The sequence below is a fragment of the Streptomyces sp. TRM49041 genome (assembly GCF_008271805.1).
Taxonomy (GTDB): domain Bacteria; phylum Actinomycetota; class Actinomycetes; order Streptomycetales; family Streptomycetaceae; genus Streptomyces.
Genome location: NZ_VSRY01000165.1, coordinates 20,055 through 42,615, shown reverse-complemented (window position 1 = coordinate 42,615; position 22,561 = coordinate 20,055). Strand labels below are relative to the sequence as shown.

At 70.5% G+C, this 22,561-nt stretch carries 23 protein-coding genes; 8 read left to right on the top strand and 15 right to left on the bottom strand.

Features of this window, described 5'->3' with window-relative positions; all coding sequences use genetic code 11:
* Window positions 1–13: 13 nt before the first annotated feature.
* From FVS66_RS28210 to FVS66_RS28190, 4 genes are all read right to left on the bottom strand, one after another.
* On the bottom strand, window positions 14–1,324 hold the full coding sequence (locus FVS66_RS28210; protein ID WP_149184054.1) for a hypothetical protein: 1,311 nt from the start codon (window positions 1,322–1,324) through the stop codon (window positions 14–16).
* The gene (locus FVS66_RS28205) at window positions 1,314–1,862 is read right to left on the bottom strand and encodes a DUF6114 domain-containing protein (RefSeq protein ID WP_149184053.1); all 549 of its coding nucleotides are present in this window, start codon (window positions 1,860–1,862) and stop codon (window positions 1,314–1,316) included. Before FVS66_RS28205 ends, FVS66_RS28210 begins: the two co-directional genes overlap by 11 nt.
* 94 nt (window positions 1,863–1,956) lie before the next feature.
* Entirely contained in the window at window positions 1,957–2,622 is a 666-nt protein-coding gene (locus tag FVS66_RS28200) for a DUF6230 family protein (RefSeq protein ID WP_149184052.1), read from the bottom strand.
* A gap of 605 nt (window positions 2,623–3,227) precedes the next feature.
* On the bottom strand, window positions 3,228–4,214 hold the full coding sequence (locus FVS66_RS28190) for a tetratricopeptide repeat protein (protein WP_149184051.1): 987 nt from the start codon (window positions 4,212–4,214) through the stop codon (window positions 3,228–3,230).
* A 228-nt stretch (window positions 4,215–4,442) separates the two neighbouring features.
* On the opposite strand from FVS66_RS28190, the gene FVS66_RS28185 reads away from it, so the two are divergent.
* Complete coding sequence (locus FVS66_RS28185) at window positions 4,443–5,132, top strand: TetR/AcrR family transcriptional regulator (RefSeq protein ID WP_149184050.1); 690 nt, start codon at window positions 4,443–4,445, stop codon at window positions 5,130–5,132.
* A 30-nt stretch (window positions 5,133–5,162) separates the two neighbouring features.
* On the opposite strand, the gene FVS66_RS28180 is transcribed toward FVS66_RS28185, so the two are convergent.
* The 4 genes from FVS66_RS28180 to FVS66_RS28165 form a co-directional block, all read right to left on the bottom strand.
* Window positions 5,163–5,651: a GNAT family N-acetyltransferase gene (locus tag FVS66_RS28180; protein ID WP_149184171.1), complete on the bottom strand. Its 489-nt coding sequence runs from the start codon at window positions 5,649–5,651 to the stop codon at window positions 5,163–5,165.
* 132 nt (window positions 5,652–5,783) lie between these two features.
* Complete coding sequence (locus FVS66_RS28175; RefSeq protein ID WP_149184049.1) at window positions 5,784–7,484, bottom strand: methylmalonyl-CoA mutase family protein; 1,701 nt, start codon at window positions 7,482–7,484, stop codon at window positions 5,784–5,786.
* Between the two features lie 83 nt (window positions 7,485–7,567).
* Window positions 7,568–7,900 carry a DUF3817 domain-containing protein gene (locus tag FVS66_RS28170; RefSeq protein WP_149184048.1) on the bottom strand — a complete coding sequence of 111 codons (333 nt, stop codon included), beginning with the start codon at window positions 7,898–7,900 and terminating at the stop codon, window positions 7,568–7,570.
* Window positions 7,901–7,966: 66 nt separating this feature from the next.
* The gene (locus tag FVS66_RS28165) at window positions 7,967–8,476 is read right to left on the bottom strand and encodes a MarR family transcriptional regulator (RefSeq protein WP_149184047.1); all 510 of its coding nucleotides are present in this window, start codon (window positions 8,474–8,476) and stop codon (window positions 7,967–7,969) included.
* Between the two features lie 206 nt (window positions 8,477–8,682).
* On the opposite strand from FVS66_RS28165, the gene FVS66_RS28160 reads away from it, so the two are divergent.
* The gene (locus FVS66_RS28160) at window positions 8,683–9,735 is read left to right on the top strand and encodes a glycoside hydrolase family 6 protein (protein ID WP_149184046.1); all 1,053 of its coding nucleotides are present in this window, start codon (window positions 8,683–8,685) and stop codon (window positions 9,733–9,735) included.
* Window positions 9,736–9,738: 3 nt separating this feature from the next.
* On the opposite strand, the gene FVS66_RS28155 is transcribed toward FVS66_RS28160, so the two are convergent.
* Window positions 9,739–11,709 (bottom strand): kelch motif-containing protein, encoded by a 1,971-nt coding sequence (locus tag FVS66_RS28155; RefSeq protein ID WP_149184045.1) that lies wholly within the window; start codon window positions 11,707–11,709, stop codon window positions 9,739–9,741.
* 3 nt (window positions 11,710–11,712) lie between these two features.
* Entirely contained in the window at window positions 11,713–13,470 is a 1,758-nt protein-coding gene (locus FVS66_RS28150; protein ID WP_149184170.1) for a glycosyltransferase family 2 protein, read from the bottom strand.
* 205 nt (window positions 13,471–13,675) lie between these two features.
* On the opposite strand from FVS66_RS28150, the gene FVS66_RS28145 reads away from it, so the two are divergent.
* Together FVS66_RS28145 and FVS66_RS28140 are read left to right on the top strand one after the other, a co-directional pair.
* Window positions 13,676–14,419, top strand: a complete 744-nt coding sequence (locus FVS66_RS28145; protein ID WP_262387261.1) for an HNH endonuclease family protein — start codon at window positions 13,676–13,678, stop codon at window positions 14,417–14,419.
* Window positions 14,416–14,679, top strand: a complete 264-nt coding sequence (locus FVS66_RS28140; protein ID WP_149184044.1) for a hypothetical protein — start codon at window positions 14,416–14,418, stop codon at window positions 14,677–14,679. The genes FVS66_RS28145 and FVS66_RS28140 overlap by 4 nt, the downstream gene beginning before the upstream one ends.
* A 75-nt stretch (window positions 14,680–14,754) precedes the next feature.
* Here FVS66_RS28140 and FVS66_RS28135 read toward each other — a convergent pair whose 3' ends face one another.
* Window positions 14,755–15,045, bottom strand: coding sequence for an MTH1187 family thiamine-binding protein (locus tag FVS66_RS28135; protein ID WP_149184043.1), 291 nt, complete (start codon window positions 15,043–15,045; stop codon window positions 14,755–14,757).
* On the bottom strand, window positions 15,042–15,386 hold the full coding sequence (locus FVS66_RS28130) for a DUF3817 domain-containing protein (RefSeq protein ID WP_149184042.1): 345 nt from the start codon (window positions 15,384–15,386) through the stop codon (window positions 15,042–15,044). Before FVS66_RS28130 ends, FVS66_RS28135 begins: the two co-directional genes overlap by 4 nt.
* 184 nt (window positions 15,387–15,570) lie before the next feature.
* On the opposite strand from FVS66_RS28130, the gene FVS66_RS28125 reads away from it, so the two are divergent.
* The 4 genes from FVS66_RS28125 (at window position 15,571) to FVS66_RS28110 (ending at window position 18,259) form a co-directional block, all read left to right on the top strand.
* Window positions 15,571–16,209, top strand: coding sequence for an AIM24 family protein (locus FVS66_RS28125; protein ID WP_149184041.1), 639 nt, complete (start codon window positions 15,571–15,573; stop codon window positions 16,207–16,209).
* Window positions 16,209–16,859: an AIM24 family protein gene (locus tag FVS66_RS28120; RefSeq protein WP_149184040.1), complete on the top strand. Its 651-nt coding sequence runs from the start codon at window positions 16,209–16,211 to the stop codon at window positions 16,857–16,859. Before FVS66_RS28125 ends, FVS66_RS28120 begins: the two co-directional genes overlap by 1 nt.
* Window positions 16,856–17,650, top strand: coding sequence for an AIM24 family protein (locus tag FVS66_RS28115; RefSeq protein ID WP_149184039.1), 795 nt, complete (start codon window positions 16,856–16,858; stop codon window positions 17,648–17,650). Before FVS66_RS28120 ends, FVS66_RS28115 begins: the two co-directional genes overlap by 4 nt.
* A 132-nt stretch (window positions 17,651–17,782) precedes the next feature.
* Complete coding sequence (locus FVS66_RS28110; protein WP_149184038.1) at window positions 17,783–18,259, top strand: MarR family transcriptional regulator; 477 nt, start codon at window positions 17,783–17,785, stop codon at window positions 18,257–18,259.
* A gap of 152 nt (window positions 18,260–18,411) precedes the next feature.
* On the opposite strand, the gene FVS66_RS28105 is transcribed toward FVS66_RS28110, so the two are convergent.
* The 3 genes from FVS66_RS28105 to FVS66_RS28090 form a co-directional block, all read right to left on the bottom strand.
* Window positions 18,412–19,530, bottom strand: a complete 1,119-nt coding sequence (locus FVS66_RS28105) for a hypothetical protein (RefSeq protein WP_149184037.1) — start codon at window positions 19,528–19,530, stop codon at window positions 18,412–18,414.
* Window positions 19,527–21,566, bottom strand: a complete 2,040-nt coding sequence (locus FVS66_RS36290) for a lactate/malate family dehydrogenase (RefSeq protein ID WP_262387260.1) — start codon at window positions 21,564–21,566, stop codon at window positions 19,527–19,529. The genes FVS66_RS28105 and FVS66_RS36290 overlap by 4 nt, the downstream gene beginning before the upstream one ends.
* A 410-nt stretch (window positions 21,567–21,976) precedes the next feature.
* On the bottom strand, window positions 21,977–22,327 hold the full coding sequence (locus tag FVS66_RS28090; RefSeq protein WP_149184036.1) for a hypothetical protein: 351 nt from the start codon (window positions 22,325–22,327) through the stop codon (window positions 21,977–21,979).
* Window positions 22,328–22,561 lie beyond the last annotated feature (234 nt).

Sequence of the window (22,561 nt, the reverse complement as noted above, 5' to 3'; positions counted from 1 at the left end):
GGTGCCATGGGTGTCAGCCCTTGATGAAGTTACGCAGGCCCGGGACGGTGAGGGTGCCGCCGAACTGGCCGGCCTGGATGACCTTGGCGTTGGTGAAGAACGCGAAGGGGACGTCCAGCGGGGGCGGGGTCTCCGGGCTGAAGGTGATCGGGATGATGCCGAAGAGGTTGCCCTTCAGCTCCTCGGTGTACATAGTCACCGTGCCGTTGCGCATCGTCGACGTCGAGCCCGGGCGGGAGGCGACATGGCCCGTGCGGCCCTCGCTGTGGACCGTGACCTGGTGCAGGTCCTTGATGTCCACCTCGGACGCCGTGAACTTCAGGGCCTTCTTCGTCCGGCCGCTGCCGGTCTTGACCTCGACGATGCCGTGGTACTTGAGGCCGCGCAGGGTGAGCAGTGAGCTCTCCAGCTTCCACGGCTGGTCCGCGACGTGCGGGATGCCCGGTTCCACCTCGGCGTCCGCGAGGGCCTGGGGGTCGGGGGTCGGGCACGGGAAGCGGGGCTTCGCGCCGTCCGGGACGTCCTCGTCCTGCTTCGGGTCCAAGCCCTTGACGTCCTCTGGCAGTTCCTCGACCTCGGCGCCCACCTTGTCGGCGGCGTCCTTGATGGCGTCCTTGGTCTTGTCCAGCAGGTCGCCCACCGGCTTCGTGGACGGTTCGGCGGCCGGCTCGGGGGCGGTCGTCGGGGGCTTGCTGTCCGCCGTGGCCGTCGGGGCGGGGGCGGGTGCCTCCGTGGGCTCCGACTGGGCGGTAGCCGCCGAGGGGGTTTCCGTCGGCGTGGGCTGCCGGCCCGTCAGACCGCCGAAGAAGTCCTTGATGGCGTCGCCGACTCCCAGCGGGTCCAACGGGTTCCGGGACTCTGTGGGCGTGGGTTCCGGGGTTGGCGTCGTACCCGTCTGCGGGTCCGTCGTCGGCTTCGTCGTGTCGCTCGCCGACGGGGTCGCCGTCGGCGTCGCTGTCGGCTTCTCGGACCCGGACGCGCTCGGCGACGGCTTCGAGGACGGTGTCCCGGACGGCGACGCGGACGGTGACGCGGACGCCGACTTCGTGGGCGCCGGCTCCTGTGACTCGGCCGGTTCGTCGGGCTGGGTCACACACGGGCCGGGGGCGAAGGGGATGTCCTTCTCGTCGGCCAGGGCGGGCCGCGGTGTGAGGCCAATGCCGACGAGGACGGCCGTGGGCATCGCGGCGAGGGCCAGCGCCTTGCCCGCCGGCGCCTGAAGCTTGGTCAGCAGCGACTTGCGCGGAGCCGCGTGGCGCGGCCCCCTTCTCGCGCGCGCGACCTCGCCGTCGGCCGCTGTCGGCTGCGTTTCGTCACCCCGCACTGTTCCTCCCGTCGTTGGCGTCGAGAGTCGTCTCGGTGTCGTACGTGGAAGTGGCGTCGCGCTGCTCGTCCGGGGCCGACGCCTCGGGCCTCCCCGGCGCTTCGGATTCCTCGGGCTCCGGCTCGCCCGGGGCCCAGGAGATGGACATGGCGCCGCCGACCATGGCCAGCAGGAACCCGATGACGAAGCCACCGAAGTTGGACACGGGGATGGACACCAGGGCCAGCAGGATCGCGGCGACGCCCGCGAAGGTCCGTACGAGCGGCTGGAACCACATCGTCAGGCCCAGGGTGACCAGCAGCACCCCTATGATCAGCGACCCGGCGCCGCCGGTCGTGGCCATCGTGACGGTCATCTGCCCGAGGTGAAGGCTCGCGTACGGCAGGTACGCGATCGGGATGCCACCCAGCAGGGTCAGCAGCCCCGCCCAGAACGGCCGGTTACCCCGCCAGGCGCGGAACCGCCGCTTCAGGACGCGAAGGTAGTGCTCGTTCTGCTCGACGGACGTGGGCGCGGACGCGGCGGACTCGGCGCTCATGAGAATGCTCCCTGGAACTGGTTGTGCTGTGTGGAGAGGGAGACGGGCGGGCGCGGTAGCCCGGGGCCTCACGCCCGCCCGTACGGACCGCCGGTCAGAAGCACTCGACCTTGGGGCCGTCGCCGACATGCAGACGCATGCTCAGACCGCTCAGCTTGAACGTGCCGGCGGTGGTCGCCCACGCCTTCTGCTCCACACCGGTCAGCACGGCCCTCTTGGCCTGCTGTGCGAAGCCGTTCTGGTTGATCTGGTCCTTGATGGCCGGTCCCTTGCCCCAGCCCTTGGCGTCACCCTTGGCGGTGTGCTTGGCCGCGATGCCGATGTCGATGTCCTCGAACGTGGCGTCGGCGTCGAGTTCGGTGACGTCGAGGTACAGGTTCGACGCCTCGACGGGATCCTCCTTGCCGGCCTCCAGGCGGAGCGTGACCTTACCGACGAAGGGCACGTCCGGGGTGACCACCGACTGGCACATGTTGGTGATCGTGGCATTCTCGAAAGACGAGATGGCGACCGGCCGGACGACGACCTTGTCACCGCCCTTGATCTCCTTGTAGCCCATGTCGGCGCCGCCGTATTGGGCGAAGCCGGTGCCCACGAGGCGATCGGTCGTGACCTTGAACTCCTGGCCCGACACGGCGAACGACGCGGCGAGCGCGCCCTGCGCGAGGCCGACGCCTATCGCGGCCGTCGCGGCCACGCTGGGCACCATGACGACGGCGAACCGCTTCCACCTGGTCCCACCGCGAACCTGGGACTTCATAGATTCCTCCTTCTCGGACGTACATCTCCGGGATGGACCCGGAGGCCCGCCCTGGGATGGGAGAAGTGCTACGTCCTCGGGAAGGGGAACGCCCGCGGATCGGGCGCGAGCCGCGTCCGTATCACCGGCGATCACCCCCGAGCGACAACCACCGGCCACGCGGCGCAGAGGTCCGCGCGACCTGTTCGGACAGGCCCTGCCAATCGGCAGGAACCCCCCTGTCCACGGCCGGCGCTTGTGCCGCCGGCCGACTCGGTGGGGATCCGATCACCGGCCGGCGCGGCTGGTTGCCGAGCTGGTACGGGATTGGACCGAGCGTCGCCGATCGTGGTGCATTCGCGGCCGAGGCACAAGGGGGGTCGTTACCCGCTGGTAACGCCTCGATAATCCGGCTGCGACGGCGCGCCGCCGCACGGGTACTCACGGTGCTACTCGCCGGTTCGACAGAAGGCGATTTCAGCGGCGATAGTCGGATATTGAACTGGCGCCGACTTACTGGAAGTAACAGCGGCCGCGATTACCAAGTTTTGGCAAAGCGCGGCCGCCGTCTGTCGCCCTGTCGCTCTGTCGCCAAATCGGCGACCCGCGTCACACCGGTTCGCGGCTCAGAAGAGCACGCGCGCCAGATCGCCCCTCGCCTTGGTCACCCGGGGGTCGTCCGGGCCGATCACCTCGAACAGCTCCAGAAGCCGCACCCGGGCCGCGTTGCGGTCGTCGCCCGCCGAACGCCGCACGGTGTCGACGAGCCGCCCGAAGGCGTCCTCCACATGGCCGCCCACCAGGTCGAGGTCGGCGGCGGCCAGCTGCGCCGTGACGTCCGCCGGGTCGTCGGCTGCGTTCTTGCGGACCTGCTGCGGGTCCACCCCCTGCACCCGGCCGAGCAGCTCGGCCTGGGCGAGGCCCAGCTTGGCCTCGGTGTTGTTCGGGTCGTCGACCAGCACGTTCTTGTACGCCTGGATCGCGCCCGGGATGTCGTTGGAGTCCAGCGCGTGAACCGCCGCCTCCAGCAGCGCGTCATACGGTCCGGCCGGCACCGCCTGGGCCGGAGCGGCGCCGGCCTCGGGGGCCTCCCCGTCCGCGCCCGCGTCGACGGCCAGGCCCGTGAGGCCGAAGCGCTGCTCGGCCACCTGGATGAGCTGGTCCAGGGTCTCGCGGATCTGCGCCTCCGGCGCCGCGCCCTGGAAGAGCGGCAGGGCCTGACCGGCCACCACCGCGAAGACGGCGGGAATCCCCTGGATCCCGAACTGCTGCATCAGCATCTGATTGGCGTCGACGTCGATCTTCGCCAGTACGAAACGGCCGTTGTACTCGGCGGCAAGCCGCTCCAGCAGGGGGCTGAGCTGCTTGCACGGCTGGCACCACTCGGCCCAGAAGTCGATGACGACCGGCACTTCGGCGGACTGCTGGAGGACGTCGCGCTCGAATCCCGACTCGTCGACGTCGATCACCAGGGCGGACGGGGGTACGGCTCCGCCGCCACCCTGCCGGGCCGCCTCCGCACGGGCCTGCTCCGCCTTCGTCTTGGCCTCTCCGGCCGCCTTCACCGCGGCGAGGTCGACGACGCCGCTCATGGACATGTTCCTAGGCTGCATGGGTACATCCTCCCCCTTCCGCGCGCGTAACCGGTAAGTCATGCCCCAAGCCGGTCGGCACCCGGTCCCCACCCGGTGCCTGTGGTCGTCGCCGCAGGCTCTCCCAGCCTTCCGCTACGGGTCGTAGCGTAACTGGATCACAAGGGGCGCGGACCGGATCAGCGAGGTGAACTGGCTCACACCCGCGGCTCCGGGGCCCTGCGGCTACTCGCCGGTATGGTCGCCGTCATGTGCAGCCGCCCTACCCCTCCCCCCACCGCCCCCACCCGTCCCGGGCGTCCGCGCAACGCCGCCGCGGACACCGCCATCCTGGAGGCGACCCGTGCCGCCCTGGTGGAGCTCGGCTGGTCGAAGCTGTCGATGAGCGACGTGGCCGCCCGCGCGGGCGTCGCCAAGACCACCCTGTACCGGCGCTGGGCCGGCAAGAACGAGCTGGTCGTGGATGCCGTCGCCGTCCTCTTCGACGAACTCGAACTCCCCGACCGCGGCAGTCTCGCGGCCGACATCGAGGGCGTGGTGCACCAGTTCGCCACGCTCCTCGAACGGCCCGAGGCCAAGACGGCGCTGATGGCCGTCGTCGCCGAGTCGACCCGGGACGAACCGTTGCGGGAACGCATCCGCACCTCGATCGTGGACCGGCAGAAGCGCCTCGTCCTGGAGGGACGGGCCCGGGCGCAGGCCCGCGGCGAGCTGCCCTTCACGGACGCACCGGCCGCCCTCGACCCGGACGACCCGGACACCCCGGACACCCCGGACGACGGCGGCCCGGCGGGCGGCACCGATGACCTGATCTTCGACGTCATCGCGGGCGCGGTGGTCCACCGCGCCCTGGTCAGCGGCAGGCCCGTCGACGCCGACTGGATCCAGCGTTTCACCGCCCTGCTCCTGGGCGGCCTCGGCGCGGCTTCCCGCGGCTGAGGCACCCGGGAGGTCGCGGGGCCGGAGCCCTCAGAGGGCCTTGTACATGATGTGCAGGCCCGTGTAGCCCCGCGTGGGGTGGTGGAACGCCCCCGGCACGGTGCCGACGATCCGGAAGCCGAGGTCCTCGTAGAGCCGTACCGCGTGCCTGTTGGTCTCCGCGACCGCGTTGAACTGCATAGCCCGGAAGCCCGCCGCCCGCGCCCACTCCAGGGTGTGCTCGACGAGCGCCCGGCCGACGCCGCGGCCGCCGCGCGCCGGGTCGACCATGTAACCGGCGCTCGCGATGTGCGCGCCGTTGCCCGCCTGGTTGCTGTTCATCTTGGCGGAGCCCAGGACCGTACCGGCCTCGTCGACGGCGACGACCGTACGGTTCGGCGCCTTCAGGAGCCACCAGTCGCGGCCGTCCTCGGGCCCGAGGTCGGTCGGGAAGGTGAACGTCTCGCCCGCGGCGACGATCCGGTGGAAGAACGGCCAGATGGCGGGCCAGTCGTCGGGGACGGCGTCCCTGATCTCGATGCGCATGGGCCCAGGATGGCCAACGCGGCCCGTCGGTGCGAGATGGTTTCGACGAGGCGGGCTCGAACGTCTTTCCGGGGTGGCGTGGTGCGCGCCGTGACGTGACGTCACCGCGCGCACCACCGGCGGGACCTAGAAGCCGGCCGGCTCCGTGTACGTGCCCCATTCGTCCCGCAGGGCGTCGCAGATCTCGCCGAGTGTGGCCTCCGCCCGTACGGCGTCCAGCATGGGCCCGATCATGTTGGAGCCGTCCCGCGCGGCCGCCAGCATCGCGTCGAGCGCGGCGCGCACGCGGGCGTCGTCGCGGTGGGACTTGCGGTCGGCGAGGATACGGACCTGCTCGCGCTCCACCTCGTGGCTGACCCGCAGGATCTCCAGGTCGCCGGTGACCGAGCCGGTGTGGCAGTTGACGCCGACGACCTTCTTGTCACCCTTTTCCAGGGCCTGCTGGTAGCGGAAGGCGGACTCGGCGATCTCGCCGGTGAACCAGCCGTCCTCGATACCGCGCAGGATGCCGGACGTGACCGGCCCGATGGGATGCCGCCCGTCGGGGTGGGCGCGCAGCCCGCGCTCCTTTATCCGGTCGAAGATCTTCTCGGCGTCGGCCTCGATCCGGTCGGTGAGCTGCTCGATGTACCAGGAGCCGCCCAGCGGGTCGGCGACGTTCCCGACGCCGGTCTCCTCCATCAGTACCTGCTGCGTGCGCAGGGCGATCTCGGCGGCCTGCTCCGAGGGGAGGGCGAGGGTCTCGTCGAGGGCGTTGGTGTGCAGCGAGTTGGTGCCGCCGAGGACCGCGGCGAGCGCCTCGACCGCCGTCCGTACGACGTTGTTGTACGGCTGCTGGGCGGTGAGGGAGACACCGGCGGTCTGGGTGTGGAAGCGGAGCCACTGCGCCTTGTCGGTCTTCGCGCCGTAGACCTCCTTCATCCAGCGGGCCCAGATGCGGCGGGCCGCGCGGAACTTGGCGATCTCCTCGAAGAAGTCGAGGTGCGCGTCGAAGAAGAAGGACAGGCCGGGGGCGAAGACGTCCACGTCCAGGCCGCGCGAGAGGCCCAGCTCCACATAGCCGAAGCCGTCGGCGAGCGTGTACGCCAGCTCCTGCGCGGCCGTCGCGCCGGCCTCGCGGATGTGGTAGCCGGAGACGGAGAGCGGCTTGTACGCGGGGATGCCCGACGCGCAGTGCTCCATCAGATCGCCGATCAGCCGCAGATGCGGCTCGGGCTGGAACAGCCACTCCTTCTGGGCGATGTACTCCTTGAAGATGTCCGTCTGGAGTGTGCCGTTCAGCACGGACGGGTCGACGCCCTGGCGCTCGGCGGCGACGACGTACATGCAGAAGACCGGGACGGCCGGGCCGCTGATGGTCATCGACGTGGTGACGTCGCCGAGCGGGATGCCCTGGAAGAGGACCTCCATGTCGGCGGCGGAGTCGATGGCGACGCCGCAGTGGCCGACCTCGCCGAGCGAGCGGGGGTCGTCGGAGTCGCGGCCCATGAGCGTCGGCATGTCGAAGGCGACGGAGAGCCCGCCGCCGCCGTTGTCCAGGATCATCTTGTAGCGCTCGTTCGTCTGCTCGGCGTTGCCGAAGCCGGCGAACTGGCGGATGGTCCAGGTGCGGCCCCGGTAGCCGGTCGGGTACAGGCCGCGGGTGAAGGGGTACTCACCGGGCCAGCCGATCCGCTCGAAGCCGTCGTAGGTGTCACCGGGCCTCGGCCCGTAGACGGGCTCCACGGGGTCGCCGGAGAGCGTGGTGAAGTCGGCGTCGCGCTTGCGGGCGGCGTCGTAACGGGCCTGCCAGCGTCGGCGGCCTTCCTCGATGGCGTCAGCGTCCATACCCTCGAATTTACTAGGACGTCCTAGTAAATGTCGATGGCCAACCGCCGGGCGCGGCGTCACACCCGGCGGCGAAGGGGTGACTACGCCTTGGCGGGGGCCGGCGCGGCGTCGGCGATCAGCGGCTTGACCTCGCGGACGACCGTGCGCTCGACGAAGAACGCGGCGGTCGGGATCGTGCCGCTCAGCAGGATCCACAGCAACTTGCCGAACGGCCAGCGGGCCTTGGAGCCGAGGTCGAACGCGAAGATCAGGTAGATGATGTAGAGCACGCCATGGGTCTGGGAGACCATGAAGGTGACGTCCTCGCCCACGCCGAAGCCGTACTTGGCGACCATGCACGCACAGAGCACGAGGAGCATGACGGCCGTGACGTAGGCCATCACCCGGTAACGGGTCAGCACGCTGGATTTCATGGCGTCGAGCGTAACGACCCGATCCGGGCGATCTTCGCGCGCCCCCTCGCCCCGCCGTACGCCCTTCTACTTCTCCTCGAAGTCCCCCGCCGCCACCCGCAGCGGCCGCAGCATCGCGAAGATCTCCGCGCACTCCTCGTCGTCGTACGCGCCGAGGCCGAAGCCCATGGCCATCAGGTCGGCCGTCGCCGCCTCGACGACCTCGCGGCCCTTGTCGGTGATGGAGGCGAGGGTGCCGCGCCCGTCGTTGGGGTTGGGGCGCTTGTCGACCAGGCCGGAGCGGACCAGCCGGTCGACGGTGTTCGTCACGGACGTGGGGTGGACCATGAGCCGCTCGCCGATCTTCGACATGGGCAGCTCGCCCGCCTTGGAGAAGGTGAGCAGCACCAGCGCCTCGTACCGGGCGAACGTCAGCCCGTAGGGCTTGACGACGGCGTCGACCTCGGCCAGGAGGATCTGGTGCGCGCGCATGATCGAGGTGATCGCGGCCATCGAGGGCACCGGGCCCCAGCGCTGCCGCCAGAGCTCGTCGGCGCGGGCGATGGGGTCGAACGGGAGACTGAGCGGCTTCGGCACAGCGACGACCTTACCGAGTGGTCATATGGCGGTCAGCCCGGTCTCACGCTTTGGTCCACCCCCGTCCGTCGCCGTCCGCCGCCGTCCGCCGCGCGTCCACCGCGGTACGCACGGGGAGCGACCGAAGGTGTCGTACCGCCACACCATGTGACCGCTGTGCCACGATTGCCGGGACTGTCCGTAACCGTCCAAGGGATGGGATCTGGATGTCCGGCTACCGATCGTCGCCCCGCGCTGTTCTGCTGCCCCTGACGCTCACCGGAATCCTCCTGGCGTCCGGCTGCTCGTCCGGCCCGGGCAGGGCGGGCGGCACGGCCCCGGAGCGGCCGGCCACGGCGTCCGCCGGACGGGCCCAGGCCGCCGCGCCCTCGACCGGGTCGCCGTTCTGGGTCGACCCGCACAGTGACGCCGCCCGGCAGGTCAAGGCGTACGAGGCGGCCGGCCGCACCGAGGACGCGAAGGTCCTGCGGCGCATCGCCGACCGGCCCGCCGCGGTCTGGCCGGCCGGAGACGACCCCGTACCGGACATCGCCAAGGCGGTGGGCGGCGCCGCGGCAGGTGACCGGCGCACGGTCGTCCTGGTCGCGTACAACATCCCGCACCGCGACTGCGGCCAGTACTCGGCGGGCGGTGCGCCGGACGCGGAGGCGTACCGGGGGTGGATCGCCTCGTTCGCGGAGGCCGTCGGGGACGCGTCGGCGATCGTCGTCCTGGAGCCGGACGCCCTGGCGCACCTGGTGGACGGGTGCACGGCCGGGGCGTACGCGCGGGAGCGCTACCGGCTGCTGTCGGAGGCGGTGGACCGGCTGAAGCGGCAGCCGAACACCAAGGTGTACCTGGACGCGGGCCACCCGGCGTGGATCAAGGACCCGGCCAAGCTGGTGGAGCCGCTGCGGCGGGCCGGGGTCGACCGGGCGGACGGGTTCTCGCTGAATGTGTCGAACTTCCAGACCAACGACGTGGTGGAGGCGTTCGGGACGGAGCTGTCGGGGCTGCTGGGCGGCGCGCACTTCACCGTCGACACCAGCCGCAACGGCCGGGGCCCGCTGCCCGGCGGCGGCGAGGAGGCGTGGTGCAACCCGCCGGGGCGGGCGCTGGGCACGCCGCCGACGCTGCGGACGGGCGACCGGCTGGTGGACGCGTACCTGTGGATCAAGCGGCCGGGCGAGTCGGACGGCACCTGCCGGGGCGGTCCGTCCGCCGGTACGTGGTGGCCGGAGTACGCCCTGGACCTCGCACGCCGCGCCGGCGGCAGGTGACGGTCAGCCCTTCCGGACATCCGCCCGGATCCACTTGGCCACGGACGGGCGGCCCTCGGCGTCGAGCGCGAACAGCATGTACCAGCCGGGCGGCACGAGGCTCGGGTCGAGGGGCGCCTCGACGGTGATGGAGTCCTCGGTACGGGTGAGACCGAGCTCGATGGACCGCTGCTCGACGTCGGTGGTGTGGGTGACGGCGCTGGGGCGCATCAGCCGGGCCTCGGTGACACGGGCGGCGTCCTCCGTCCGGAAGGTCGCGCGCCCGTTCCGGTCCAGCTCCTGCGGCCCGTCGCCGAGGACCGGGCGTTTCCTCGGGGCGTCGCCCTGGAGGTAGGGCGGGGTGTAGACCTCGACGCGCTGCTCGAACGTACCGAGCCTGGTGTTGTCCTTGTCGCCGAACAGCGGGTCGGAGCCGAAGGTGGCGACGCGGCCGTCGGGCAGCAGCAGGGCCTCGGAGTGGTAGTTGCGGCCGACGGTCGGATCGGCGGCCGGGCGGAAGCGGTTGGAGCCCGGCTCGTAGAACTGGGCCTTGAGGATGTCGCTGGCGCCGCGGCCGCGGTAGTCGCGGGAGCCACCGGTCGTGAAGACCGTGTCGTCGGGCAGGAGGACGCCGCTGAGGTAGCGGGTGCCCTGCGGGAGGGCGGGGCCCGGCCGGAAGACGGGGCTCTCCTCCTTGAGGTCGACGACCGCGGTGCGGGGCGTCGACAGGGGTGACTCGCCGACCCCGCCGCCGCCGAGGACCATCAGCTTCTGCTCCTGGACGGGCGGCAGGATGAGGGAGGCGGACGTCTCCAGCCGGTCGGGGTCGTCGATGCCGCGGATCTCCTGGAAGACGTTCCTCCTCAGGTCCCACAGTCCGGGGACGCGGCCCTTGTCGGCGGGGCCGTAGCCGGCGTTGGAGCCGGTGTAGAAGAGCTTGCCGCCCTTGGTGAGGAAGAGGGCCGGGTAGGTGGGGAAGTAGCGGAAGGGGCCCTTGGTCCACTTCCTGGTCTCCGGGTCGTAGATCTCGTTGTCGCCGGGGACGATGTCGCCGACGTCGTCGAGTCCGGACACGGCGAGGACCCTGCCGTCCTGGAGGGTGACGAGCGTCGGGTACCAGCGGGCGTCCTTCATGGGGGCGACGGGCACATACCGCTCCGCGACCGGGTCGAACTCGTAGGCGGACCTGATGCCCTGGAAGTCCTGCTTCTCGGTGGTGAGCTTCTGCGCGATCCCGTAGACGTTCAGGGCGTCCTTCCCGGTGAGTCCGACGATCCGGTACTGGGCGGCCTGCGTGGTGAGTCCCTCCGGGCCCTCCTCCCTGGCCTCGACGAAGACCCGGGCCTCGGCGGCGGTCACCTTGGTCTCCCAGGGCTCCGTCCGGCCGCTCCTGTCGTACGGGACCTTGAACTCGCGTCTGGCCCTGGGCACGGTGACATCGGACCGGGAGACGTACTCGACACCGGTCGGGGAGCGGAAGACGGTGCCCTTCTCGAGGGTGACCGGCTTCTCGATGCTCTCGTTCCTGACGCGCATGGTGCCGCCGGCGCGCTTGACGTCGCCGTCCAGGACCTCGTAGCGGGCCGTGCCGCCGGCCACGAGGAGGCGTCCGTCGGGGAGTTGGCTGTGGCCGGCGCAGAAGAAGTCCTCGGGTGTGGCGACGGCTTCGAAGCTGTTGGCGGCCGGATCCCAGAGGATCGTCTCGAAGGACCCGGCGTCGAAGTCCTTCTGGTTGTTGCCCGACCCCGCGACGAGGAGGACCTTGCCGGTGCGGAGGAGTGCGGCGTGGACGGCGTTGAGCCGGTGGTCGCCGGGGACGTGCACGAGCTGCCAGGAGCCGTACCTGGCCTTGTAGCCCGGCTGGGCGATCTTGTATGCGTGGTACTTCTCCTCGGCGAAGGAGAGCGCGGCCGGGGCGTTGAGGCCGGCGAGCACGACGAGGGCGCCCCCGCCCAGCAGGGTCCTCTTGAACTTCTTGGACGGCCGGTAGGCCATGGCTCAGTTCCCCCCTCTCGTGGTGGCGAGCGCCGCCTCGGGTTCCTTCGCGCGCCGGGTCGTGCGGATGGCGGTGGCGGCGCGGCGCTCCTGGAACGTGGTCCAGGACCAGACCGCGACGGGGAGGAGGGAGATGAGCATGGCCAGGAGGGCCCAGGTGCGCATGGCCGCGTGGGTGTGGCCGAAGTGGACGGAGGCGACGAGCGCGGCGGCGAGCACGGCGGCCCAGAACAGGTGGATACGGAAGGTGTGCAGCCGGTCGGGGCTCGCCTCGCCGCCCTTGGGGGTGACGACGAACCGGCCGCCGGTGCGGAGTACCGCGGCGGTCAGCGACGTGAGGTAGACGGGCGCGGAGAGCGCGGACATCGCCATGCCGGCGAGGCCGCCGGAGCCCTCGGGCTCGTGCGGGGAGACGTTGTGGCGCCGGTTCCACAGGTACAGGCCGATCTGGAGGGCGGCGGCGTCGCTGTAGAGCATGAGCCAGACGGAGGCGGAGACCTGGGTGCCGGAGGCGCCGAGCCAGAGGTAGAGGGTGCAGCTGAGGATGCCGAGGAACCAGTTGACGGCGGTCATCGGGTAGTAGACCAACATCAGGGTGTAGTTGAGGAGCCGCCCTGGCGGCGTGCGGAAGGGCGCTTTCCAGTACTGCCTGAGGATCGTCTCGTAGGTGCCCCGGGACCAGCGGAGCTGCTGGGTGAAGAAGTCGGTCCAGGAAGTGGGCCCCTCGCCGACGGCGAGCACGTCGGGTGTGTACACGGACCGCCAGTGGTGCCCGGTCCGGGGGTTCTTGCGGCGGTGCAGCTCGAATCCGGTGGCCATGTCCTCGGTGACGGAGTCGTACAGCCCGCCGGCCTGGAGCACCGCGGCGATCCGTACGACGTTGTTGGTGCCGACGAACATGGGGGCGCGGTAGCGGTTGCCGGCGCGCTGGATGAGGGCGTGGAAGAGGAACTGCTGTGACTCGGCGGCCTTGGTGACGGCCGAGGTGTAGTTGCCGTACACCTGCGGTCCGACGACGAACGCGACGTCAGGGTCGCGGAAGTAGCCGAGCATCCGCTCCAGGAAGCCGGGAAGGGGGACGTGGTCGGTGTCGACGGACGCGAAGAAGTCGTAGGCGTGGCCGTGCGCCTCCAGCCACGCGTTGTAGTTCCCGTGCTTGGTCCTGGCTCTGTGCGCTCCTTCGGCGCGGTTCCACCGGGGCACGCCCCTGCGGCTGAAGTGGCGCACCCCGAGCTCGGCGCAGAGGGCCCTGGCCCGCTCGTCGTCCCCCTCGTCGAGCAGCCAGACGTGCAGGAGGCCCCGGTGGCGGACCCTCACGGCGCCCTCCAGGGTGGTCCGGAGCATGGAGAGCGGCTCTTTGCCGGGGACGTAGGTGGTGAGGAAGGCGACGCGGGTGCCCTGCTCGGGGTGGACGGGTACGGGGTCGCGGGCGACGAGCGTGGCGTGGGCGATGGAGAGGACGTTGATCAGCATGAAGAGGCATATGAGCCCGATCGAGCCGAGCATGACGGTGTCGAACGCGACCAGCCACCGGTCGCCGCCCTCACGGCGGGTCCAGTGGGTGGGCCATACGAGGTAGGCGAGGAGGACCGCGGAGAGCACCGGGGCGAGGGTCATGAGAAGCACGGCGCGTATTCGGTGCGGCTCCTCGGCGAGCAGACTGCGGTACCGGACCGTGTATGCCACCGGGTCCGGCTCGGTCAGGGGCCCGGCGAGGCGGCTGTGGGTGTCGTAGTCGTAGTCGTTGCCCTCCGACCGCAGCACGGGTGCCTCCAGCCTGTCGAGCGAGGTCGCTAATCCCCACAAAAGGGGACGGTTGGGGGTGCGTCGATCTGAAGGCGTCCGAGTGGGGGGTTTGCGGGGCGGAGGGTTTGAGGCCCGGGTCTGACGACACGTCGGCAGCTTGGGCGCATGGCCGGGAATAGGGTGCTTGTACGGTCATCGGGTTGAGAGGGGTCGTCGGGCCATGCGGCATCAGCAGCGTTGGTGGGGGCGGAGTTTGGCGATGGTCGCGGTCCTGGCGGTGGCGGGCTGCTCGGCGGTCGGCGACGGGCTGTCGACCGACCCCGGGGGAGGCGATCCATCGAGGCCGGCGAGCACCGGGGCGGGGAGCGGCGGCGGGGCGGGGAGCGGCGGCGGGGCGAGCGGTGAGGGCACACTGCCGGGCATGCCGACCGCCGACCGGGCCCGTATCCAGCTGGGCGGTCTGAAGGTGGCGCCCCACGGAGGGATGAGCGGCTACAGCCGGTCGAAGTTCCCCCACTGGGCCGAGCAGGGCGACAGGTGCAACACCCGCGAGACGGTGCTGGAGCGCGACGGCACCGGCGTGAAGCGGGACAGCCAGTGCCGCGCCGTGTCCGGCTCCTGGGTCAGTGTGTACGACGACGTCGAGATCACCGACGCGTCGGACATCGACATCGACCACATGGTGCCGCTGGCGAACGCCTGGCGGTCGGGGGCGAACAAGTGGGACCAGGAGAAGCGGAAGGCGTTCGCGAACGATCTGACGCATCCGCAGCTGATCGCGGTGACCGCGTCCTCCAACCGGTCCAAGGGCGACCAGGGACCGGACGAGTGGCAGCCGCCGTCCAAGACGTACTGGTGCGCCTACGGGCGGGCCTGGACCTCGGTGAAGGCCACGTACGAGCTGTCGGTGACCCGGGCGGAGAAGGACATGCTCGGCGAGATGCTGGACACCTGTACCTCATGACCCGACATGAGGACCGTGTGAAGGCGGGGCCCGGTGGCGTGATGACCGACGAGGTCGGCGTCGTCACGGGCGAGCTGGACGTCGTGACCGCTTCGGAGCCGGACGGGCGGGCGGCCGTCCTGGTGCGGTACGCCGACGCGGACGAGTGGTACACGGTGACCGGCAGCCCGGCGCCCGTGCCGCCGGGCGGGCTGTCCGCGCTGCACGCCGAGGTCCTCGGGCGCGTCCAGGAGGGGGGCGGCGCGGAGGTGCCTCGCTGACCCTCCGCGCGGTCGGGTTGCCCGGATGGCGCCCTGCCCACCGGGCGGGGCACCGCACCGGCGGGCCTCAGGGCCTCAGGACAGGTGGCGCTCCACCGTGGCCACCTTGGCCGTCAGGCCGTCCGACACGCCCGGGCGGATGTCGGCCTTCAGGACGAGGGAGACGCGCGGCGCGCGCGCCTCGACCGCGGCCACCGCGCGCTTGACGACGTCCAGGACCTCGTCCCACTCCCCCTCGACGGAGGTGAACATCGCGTCGGTGCGGTTCGGGAGGCCGGACTCGCGTACGACGCGCACCGCGTCCGCGACGTACTCGCCGACCTCCTCGCCCACACCCAGCGGCGTGACGGAGAACGCGACGATCACGCGTCGACCTTGCCCTCGCTGCGGGCGCGGGACGCGACGACCGCGTCGTCGGCGGCGCGCTTCAGCTTGCGGTCCGCGAAGAAGCCGCCGAAGGGCACGACCGACAGGACGAAGAACAGCACGCCCGTCTTCACGTCCCACTTCGCGTTCTTCCAGGCGTCCAGCCAGAACACCACGTACAGCAGGAACAGGAAGCCGTGGACGGCGCCCATCAGCGGGACTGCGTTGAACTCCGTCGTGCGCTTGAGCACCGAGCAGACGAGCAGCACGAGGAAGGAGATCGCCTCGGGGCCCGAGACGAGCCGGAGGCGGTGGAGGGCGGATGCGGTCTTGATGTCCACGGGACAGGCACCTTCTGGGTCGCGGGCCGGGCGGATCGGATCGGTCGGATCGGTCGGTGAATCTTGTGAACGGATGCACAAGCCTCGGCTCATTCTGTCAGGCGACCGCACCCGGGCCGTATCAGGGTCCGGATCCTCCTCGCGGGCCTGTCCCCGCCCCGGCCCCGGCGGCTAACGTCTGCCCGTGGCAATCTTCCGACTCCAAGGCAGCAAAGTGCTGGCCGTCGACATGACCGGCGACGCCGTCAAGGCGAAGAACGGCTCGATGGTCGCGTACGAGGGCCAGATGGCCTTCAAGAAGATGAGCGGCGGCGGCGAGGGCATCCGCGGCATGGTCACCCGTCGGCTCACCGGTGAGCAGATGGAGGTCATGGAGGTGAAGGGGCAGGGCACCTGCTTCTTCGCCGACCGGGCCTCCGACATCACCGTGCTGGGCCTCCAGGGCGACAAGCTGTGGGTGGAGGCCAGCAATCTGCTGTGCGCCGACGCCGCACTCAGGACCGGCACCACCTTCACCGGGCTCCGCGGCGGCGCGAGCGGCAACGGGCTGTTCACCACGACCGTCGAGGGCTCCGGGCAGGTGGCGATCATGTCCGACGGGCCCGCCGTCGTGCTGCGCGTCTCGCCGCAGTACCCGCTGTCCGTCGACCCCGGCGCGTACATCGCCCATCAGGGCAACCTCCAGCAGACCTTCCAGTCCGGTGTGACGTTCCGCACGTTCATCGGCGAGGGGGGCGGCGAGGCGTTCCAGATCCGCTTCGAGGGCGACGGTCTCGTGTACGTACAGCCGAGCGAGCGCAACACCGTGGGAGGTGACGTCTGATGCCGTTCCGGGAGATCAACTCCAAGATGGTGGAGGCCACCGTCGTGCCTGGGCAGCGGATGTTCAGCCAGCGCGGGGCGATGCTGGCGTACAAGGGGGACGTCACTTTCACGCCGAACCTGACCGGTGGCCAGGGCGGCGTCATGGCGATGATCGGGCGCAGGGTGGCCGGGGAGTCCACCCCGCTGATGACCGTCGAGGGCAACGGCACCGTGATGTTCGGGCACGGCGGTCACCATGTGCAGGTGATCCGGCTCTCCGGGGACACGCTCTGCGTCGAGGCCGACCGGCTGCTGGCGTTCGACGGGACGCTGGAGCAGGGGACCATGTTCATGGGCTCGCAGGGCGGCGTCATGGGCATGGTGCGCGGCCAGGTGACCGGGCAGGGGCTCTTCACGACGACCCTGAAGGGGCACGGCGCGGTGGCCGTCATGGCGCACGGCGGCGTGGTCGAGCTGCCCATCGCGCCCGGCCGGCCGGTCCACGTGGACCCGCAGGCGTACGTCGCGCACCACGGCGACGTACGGAACAAGCTCTCCACCGCGCTGGGCTGGCGGGACATGGTGGGGCGCGGCTCGGGCGAGGCGTTCCAGCTGGAGCTGAGCGGCAGTGGTGCGGTGTACGTACAGGCCTCGGAGGAGAAGCTGTGAGCGCGTCTGTGGTGTTCGACCCGTCGAATCTGCCGAGCGACGACAACGTCAACGCCTACACCTTCTGTGTGGAGCTCAAGGGCTCCCGGTGGTTCCTGCAGAAGGGCAAGATGATCGCCTACTACGGGCGTATCGACTTCAACGGCATCGGCCACGGAGCGCTGGACCGGCTCGTGCGGACCAGCTTCCACTCGCCGCTGCACGCGAGCGACTGGGTGGTGGCCGAGGGCAGCGGCAAGATGCTGCTCGCCGACCGGGCGTTCGACGTGAACTCGTACGACCTGGAGGACGGCAACCTGACGATCCGCGCCGGGAACCTGCTGGCCTTCCAGCCGACGCTGGCGCTGAAGCAGTCGATCGTGCCGGGCTTCCTGACGCTGATCGGCACGGGGAAGTTCGTGGCGGCGTCCAACGGCGAGGTCGTGTTCATGGAGCCGCCGATCCGGGTCGACCCGCAGGCGCTGGTGGGCTGGGCGGACTGCCCGTCGCCGTGCCACCACTACGACCACGGCTATATGAGCGGCGTGATGGGCGGCCTGCGGGCGCTGACCGGGATCGGCGGCGCGTCGGGCGAGGAGCACCAGTTCGAGTTCGTCGGGGCGGGCACGGTGCTGCTGCAGTCGTCGGAGGCGCTGATGCCGGAGCAGGTCACGGGAACCGTTCCGCACGAGCCGGGCGTCCCCGGGGGCGGGGCGCCGCATGCGGGGCATGGTTCCGGCCATGGGTCGCACGGGTCGACACCACGCCTTCCCGGCCAGCTCGGGGACCTCCAGCGTCGCTTCGGGCTGTGAGCGGTAGTCTGCGGAGTGTGACGCGCTCGAACGTCTGCACCCTTGCGTGGACGTACGAGGACGGGGGACGGGGAGCGAAGCGGCGTCACTCCTACTTCGTCCAATTTTCAACATCTTAGGTAGAATCCATATATGGAGACCGAGACGGCCATCCCGTGGCTGAGCGATGCCGAACAGTGCGCCTGGCGCACCTATCTGGACGTCCAGCGGCTGCTGACGTACCAGTTGGAGAAGGACCTCCAGCCGTTCGGCCTGACCAACAACGACTACGAGATCCTGGTGAACCTCTCGGAGTCCGCCGAGCGGCGGATGCGGATGAGCGACCTCGCCGCGGCGACCCTGCAGTCCAAGAGCCGGCTCTCCCACCAGATCACGCGGATGGAGAACGCCGGACTGGTCCGCCGCGAGAACTGTGAGTCGGACCGGCGCGGGCTGTACGCGGTGCTCACGGACCACGGCATGGAGACCATGCAGAAGGTGGCGCCGCACCACGTCGACTCGGTACGCAGGCACTTCATCGACCAGCTGTCCCCCGAGGCCCTGACCGGCCTCCACACCTCCATGCGGCCGATCGCCGAACACCTGCGCGGCCTGCGCGGCAAGCCGTAACCACGGCCCCCACACCCCGCGCTGCCCCGCGGGGCGCCTCCCCGGTGAGGGCCACGCCGACACGCCCCCACAGGGACCACACGCCGAACGGACGGCCCCACCCCACAACCAGGGGGCGGGGCCGTCCCGGTGTCCGCCCCCCGGCCCTGCGCCTACGCATCCTCTACGTGGGGGTCGGCGGCCTCGGCGAGGAACTCGGTGCCGGCCTTGGTGTCGTGGCCGAGCGTGATGCTGCGGCTGGGCAGGGCGGCCAGCGCCGCGGCGAGGCCCTGACGGCTCGTACGAGAGGCTGCCGTGGTCAGGCCGAAGACGTCGGGGTACCGGTCCTCGGTGGCGGCGGTGAAGAGGTCAGAGCCGGCCAGGCCGCGGCCGGGGCCGTCGCTGCTGGGGGTGCCGTCCGGGTCGATGCGGGGGAAGAGCACCATCGCGGCATGCGCCTCGGTTGCCAGGCGCATGCCCAGCCACGCGGTGAGCTGATCGGGGAAGAACTGCGGCTTCAACTCTTTGCCGTTGTCCTGCCGCAGTGGCCGACGGTGCCCTCCGAGGAGGGCCTGAGTGACGCGTGGGTGCTGCGTTGGGTGCAGTCCCTCCCCGGCCAGGACGCGGGCCCGAACGTCGTCATAGAGACCGAGCGCGTCCAGAAGACCCAGGCCGATGGCCGCAGCTGCGGGCCAGGGCAGGACGCGGACCTCACCGTCCTCGACGCGAGCGAAGACGCGGTCGTTGGCCAGCAGTCGGTAACCAGCGCGGGCCAGCAGCAGCGCCGTGGTGGTCTTGCCTGCGCCCTTATCGCCGAGTGTGAGCACAGCGCCGCCCGTCTTCACGGCAGCCGAGGCATGCAGGATGACCCAACCGTCGGCGAGGAGGCTCGCACGGACCAGTTCGCGGGCCAGGCGGGCGGCGGCCATGGCGACGCGGGTGTCGTCGGAGCCGGTGATGCGCAGGCGCCTCGTGTCCGGGTCGTACCGGTAGGCCAGGCCGTGGTCGGGCTGAACAGCGATGACGCCCTGGTGATCGCGACGGTAGAGCATCTCGGAGCCCGCGTAGGTGCAGGTGTCGTGGGGGCTGTCCCGGACGCACCGGACGGCGTGGCGGGCCTCGCCAGGGGCGACGTCTGCGTACACGACCGGCCCGGTGTACGGGGCCGTGACGCGAGTCGCGTTCCACCAGGCTCCGAAGTAGCGCTGGGACCAGACGGTGATGGCAGGAGTATGGCTGATGACGGTGACGTGTCGGTCCGCGGTGGCGACGCGGCTGGCATGGAGAGTCATGGCTGGTGGGCTCCCTCATCGTGGTGAGTGATGCGTTCATACGCGGCGCGGATCTTGCGGTCGGCAGCCTGGAGCAGATGTTGCTCGGCCCGGGTGAGGTGGGGCATGGCCACGGTGGGGACGCCACCGGTGAACCGCAACGGGATTCCGAGACAGGAACCGTCGGGATTGACGACGGCCAGCTCCACCACCGTGTCTGTCATGCCGAGGGCGGCGGTCAGCGCGGCCAGGACCGCGGCGGCCGGGCCGGATCGGGCCCGACCCAGCCCCTTGCTGATCTGTTGGGGTCGTGCCTTGAGTTCGGCGTGTACGGCGGCGAGCGGGACGGGAGCTGCGAGTCCGGCGACGCGGGTGCTGGAGACGCAGACGACCGCGCCGTCACCGTGCTCGCCGATGACCCGCCCTCTGACGACGCCTGCGGGGACGTCGAGTAGCCGGGCGAGGACCAGCCGGTAGCGGGCGGAGTCGGTGGCCGAACCGACGCCGTAGACGCGGTCTGCGCCAGAGGTCTCGGTGAACACACGGGTGAGCACGTCCACCGGGTTGGTAACCATGATCGCCGTGCCGGTGTATCCGGCGAGCTGACGGCCGAGGGCAGCGATGAGCGGTGCGCTCGCGGCCAAGCCCGCCATGCGCACTTCTTGCGAGCGGGTGTTGGTAAACCTCGCACGAGGGCAGATCACGACGGCCTCGCACCCGGCCATGGCCGTGACATCGGCAGTCTCCGCCCGGACGGGGGAACCGATGACCTCGGCCATGTCCTCCACATCGGCGACCAGCGCCTCGGCGGAGGCGGTGGTGCCGGAGGCGACCAGGAGCCGCTCGCACCACGGGGCGGCGGCTGTGAGGAGGGTGGCGACGGTATGCCCGACAGCGCCCGCACCGATGATGCCCACCGACTTCCTGGGCCCGGTCATCGCAGGACCGCCGTCGCAGCGTGGTCCAGGGCGAGCCGCCACACCGTGGCGCCGTCCGCGCCCGAATGGAGCACGAAGGTGAGGCAGTCCAGCAGCGTGCACGCTGCCTCGGCCCGCTCGGTGACGCCGTGGGCCATATCCGGGAGGGGCAGGCCGGGCGGTGCAGTCAGGTAGGTGGTCAGGATGCTGCTGCCGCAGCCAGCGGTCCCGCTCGACGTGTGGCATGACGTCGGTGAGCATGTCGACGAACCGATCCACACCCTTGAGAACCGTGCGAAGCACCATGATCTCGCACGGCTTGGCGAGCAGGCCAAGCACCAGGCGAGAGAGGAGCTTGCCGTAGTCGGCACACGGGTGGCCCAGCGACATACCCGGGTCCAGGAACACCGGGCGGCCGTCACCGCCATCAGGGAAGATGACGTGCTCGGGCTTCAGATCCCCGAAGATGACGTTGCTGCCCGGCTTCAGGCTCGACCGCGCGCGCAGCAGCCGGGACACCACGATCGAGAGCACCGGCTCGGACGGACCGGTGAGGGCCGCAAAGGACGGGGCACCAATGCTGTTGAACTTGCGCGAGAACGTCGCCGGCACCGACCGCTCCGGAATAGCCGCCGCCACCACCAGCACGGTCGCTTGCGCGTGTTCCAGGAGGACCAGCTCACCGACGACCTGATCCAGCAGCTCGGCCGTACGGAACGGCTCGTTGAGGAGTAGGTCGCCCAAGTTGGGACCGGCCACCGGTTCAGTGAACAAGGTTCCGCTCGTGTACCCGGCGATCCTCGGCGCCCGTAGCCGGGCGGTGTGCAGGATGCCGTACTGGATGGTCTCCCGCTCCAGCAGTCCTCCCGGGGTGCTGGTGTAGGCGGCTTGGCAGGCCCTGGCCTGCGCCCAGTCGCCGCCCGCTCCCCGCAGCACCGAGGCCAGCGACATGCCGAGGAAGGACACCTTCGCGACGAGCGGCCGGCCATCGACCTCGATACGGCGTACGTACGCCGTCACAGAGGGGATGTGCGACCCGAGGTTGATCCCAGCATCGGGCCACAGGCTGAGAGCGGCCTGCTCAATGTGCCCGGCAAGGTAGTCGAAGACGTCGCCCGTTGACGGTAAGGCCCGATACATCAATACTCCTGGTCTCAGAAGGTGGACAGGGCGTTTGCTCGCCGACCTGGGCCAAGTGGTAGGCCGGGCCAGTGACCCGGGGGGAGGATGCGCCTCTGAAGTCAGTCAGGGGCGGGGCCAGTGCCGCCGCCCGCTCAGGGATGCCGGACTCCGCCTGGCTACAGGCGGCGACCGTTCGGGCGCTCACTGGAACATCTCTCGGTGCTCGTGGTTCCGTATCCGAACATTGCAGTCCGATACGGCGGACCAATCCCCCCGGCTCCTGGCGTTCCTCCGGTCGTACTCCAGACCAGCGCAGATCTTGCACCCCTGCACCGGGCTCCGCTCCCGGACGAGATCCAGCGGGAGCTCTACGGGGTTCTCCTGATAGGTGATCGGCTCGCGTCCCTTCCCGGAACGGCTTCCACCGGTCACGCTGCGCCACCCCGGCCATGCCCGGTGTGGCGTTCGATCTGCCGGTCGCACTTCTCCGTGACCACCGCGTCGCCCGCTTCCCGTGCGATTTCTCGCGAGTGACGCAACACCGGACTGGTGCCGCACCGCTCAACGCGCTCAGGTTCAAAGGCCGGAACCGGTGTGTGGGTGAGTCGACTGTGCGCAAGCCGAGCAATGTGCCTCATGCCGCACTCGATGCTCTCCCGCTCCAGCAGCCCTGCCGACGTGCTGGTGCAGGCGCCAGGCCACGGGGTGAGCCCGGCTTGTTCGATGTGCCGGGAGAGATGGCCGAAGACGTCGGCCAGTGCCGGTAAGGCCAGATGCATCAGGACTCCTGGACCAAGAAGGGGGACGCGGAACTAGCTGCCGGGCGAGACGTCTGACGCAGCAGCCGTCGGAGGACGACGAAGTAGGCGCTGTTCTGTGTGCACCCACGGTTCCAGTGACCGGCATGGAGCGTCACGGGCAGCTCAGCCCAACTTCCATGGACACCTCTCGCAGCCGCCGAGCTGCGGTGCCAGAGGATCAGCCCGCCGTTCCTGGACACTGACCCGGCCTAC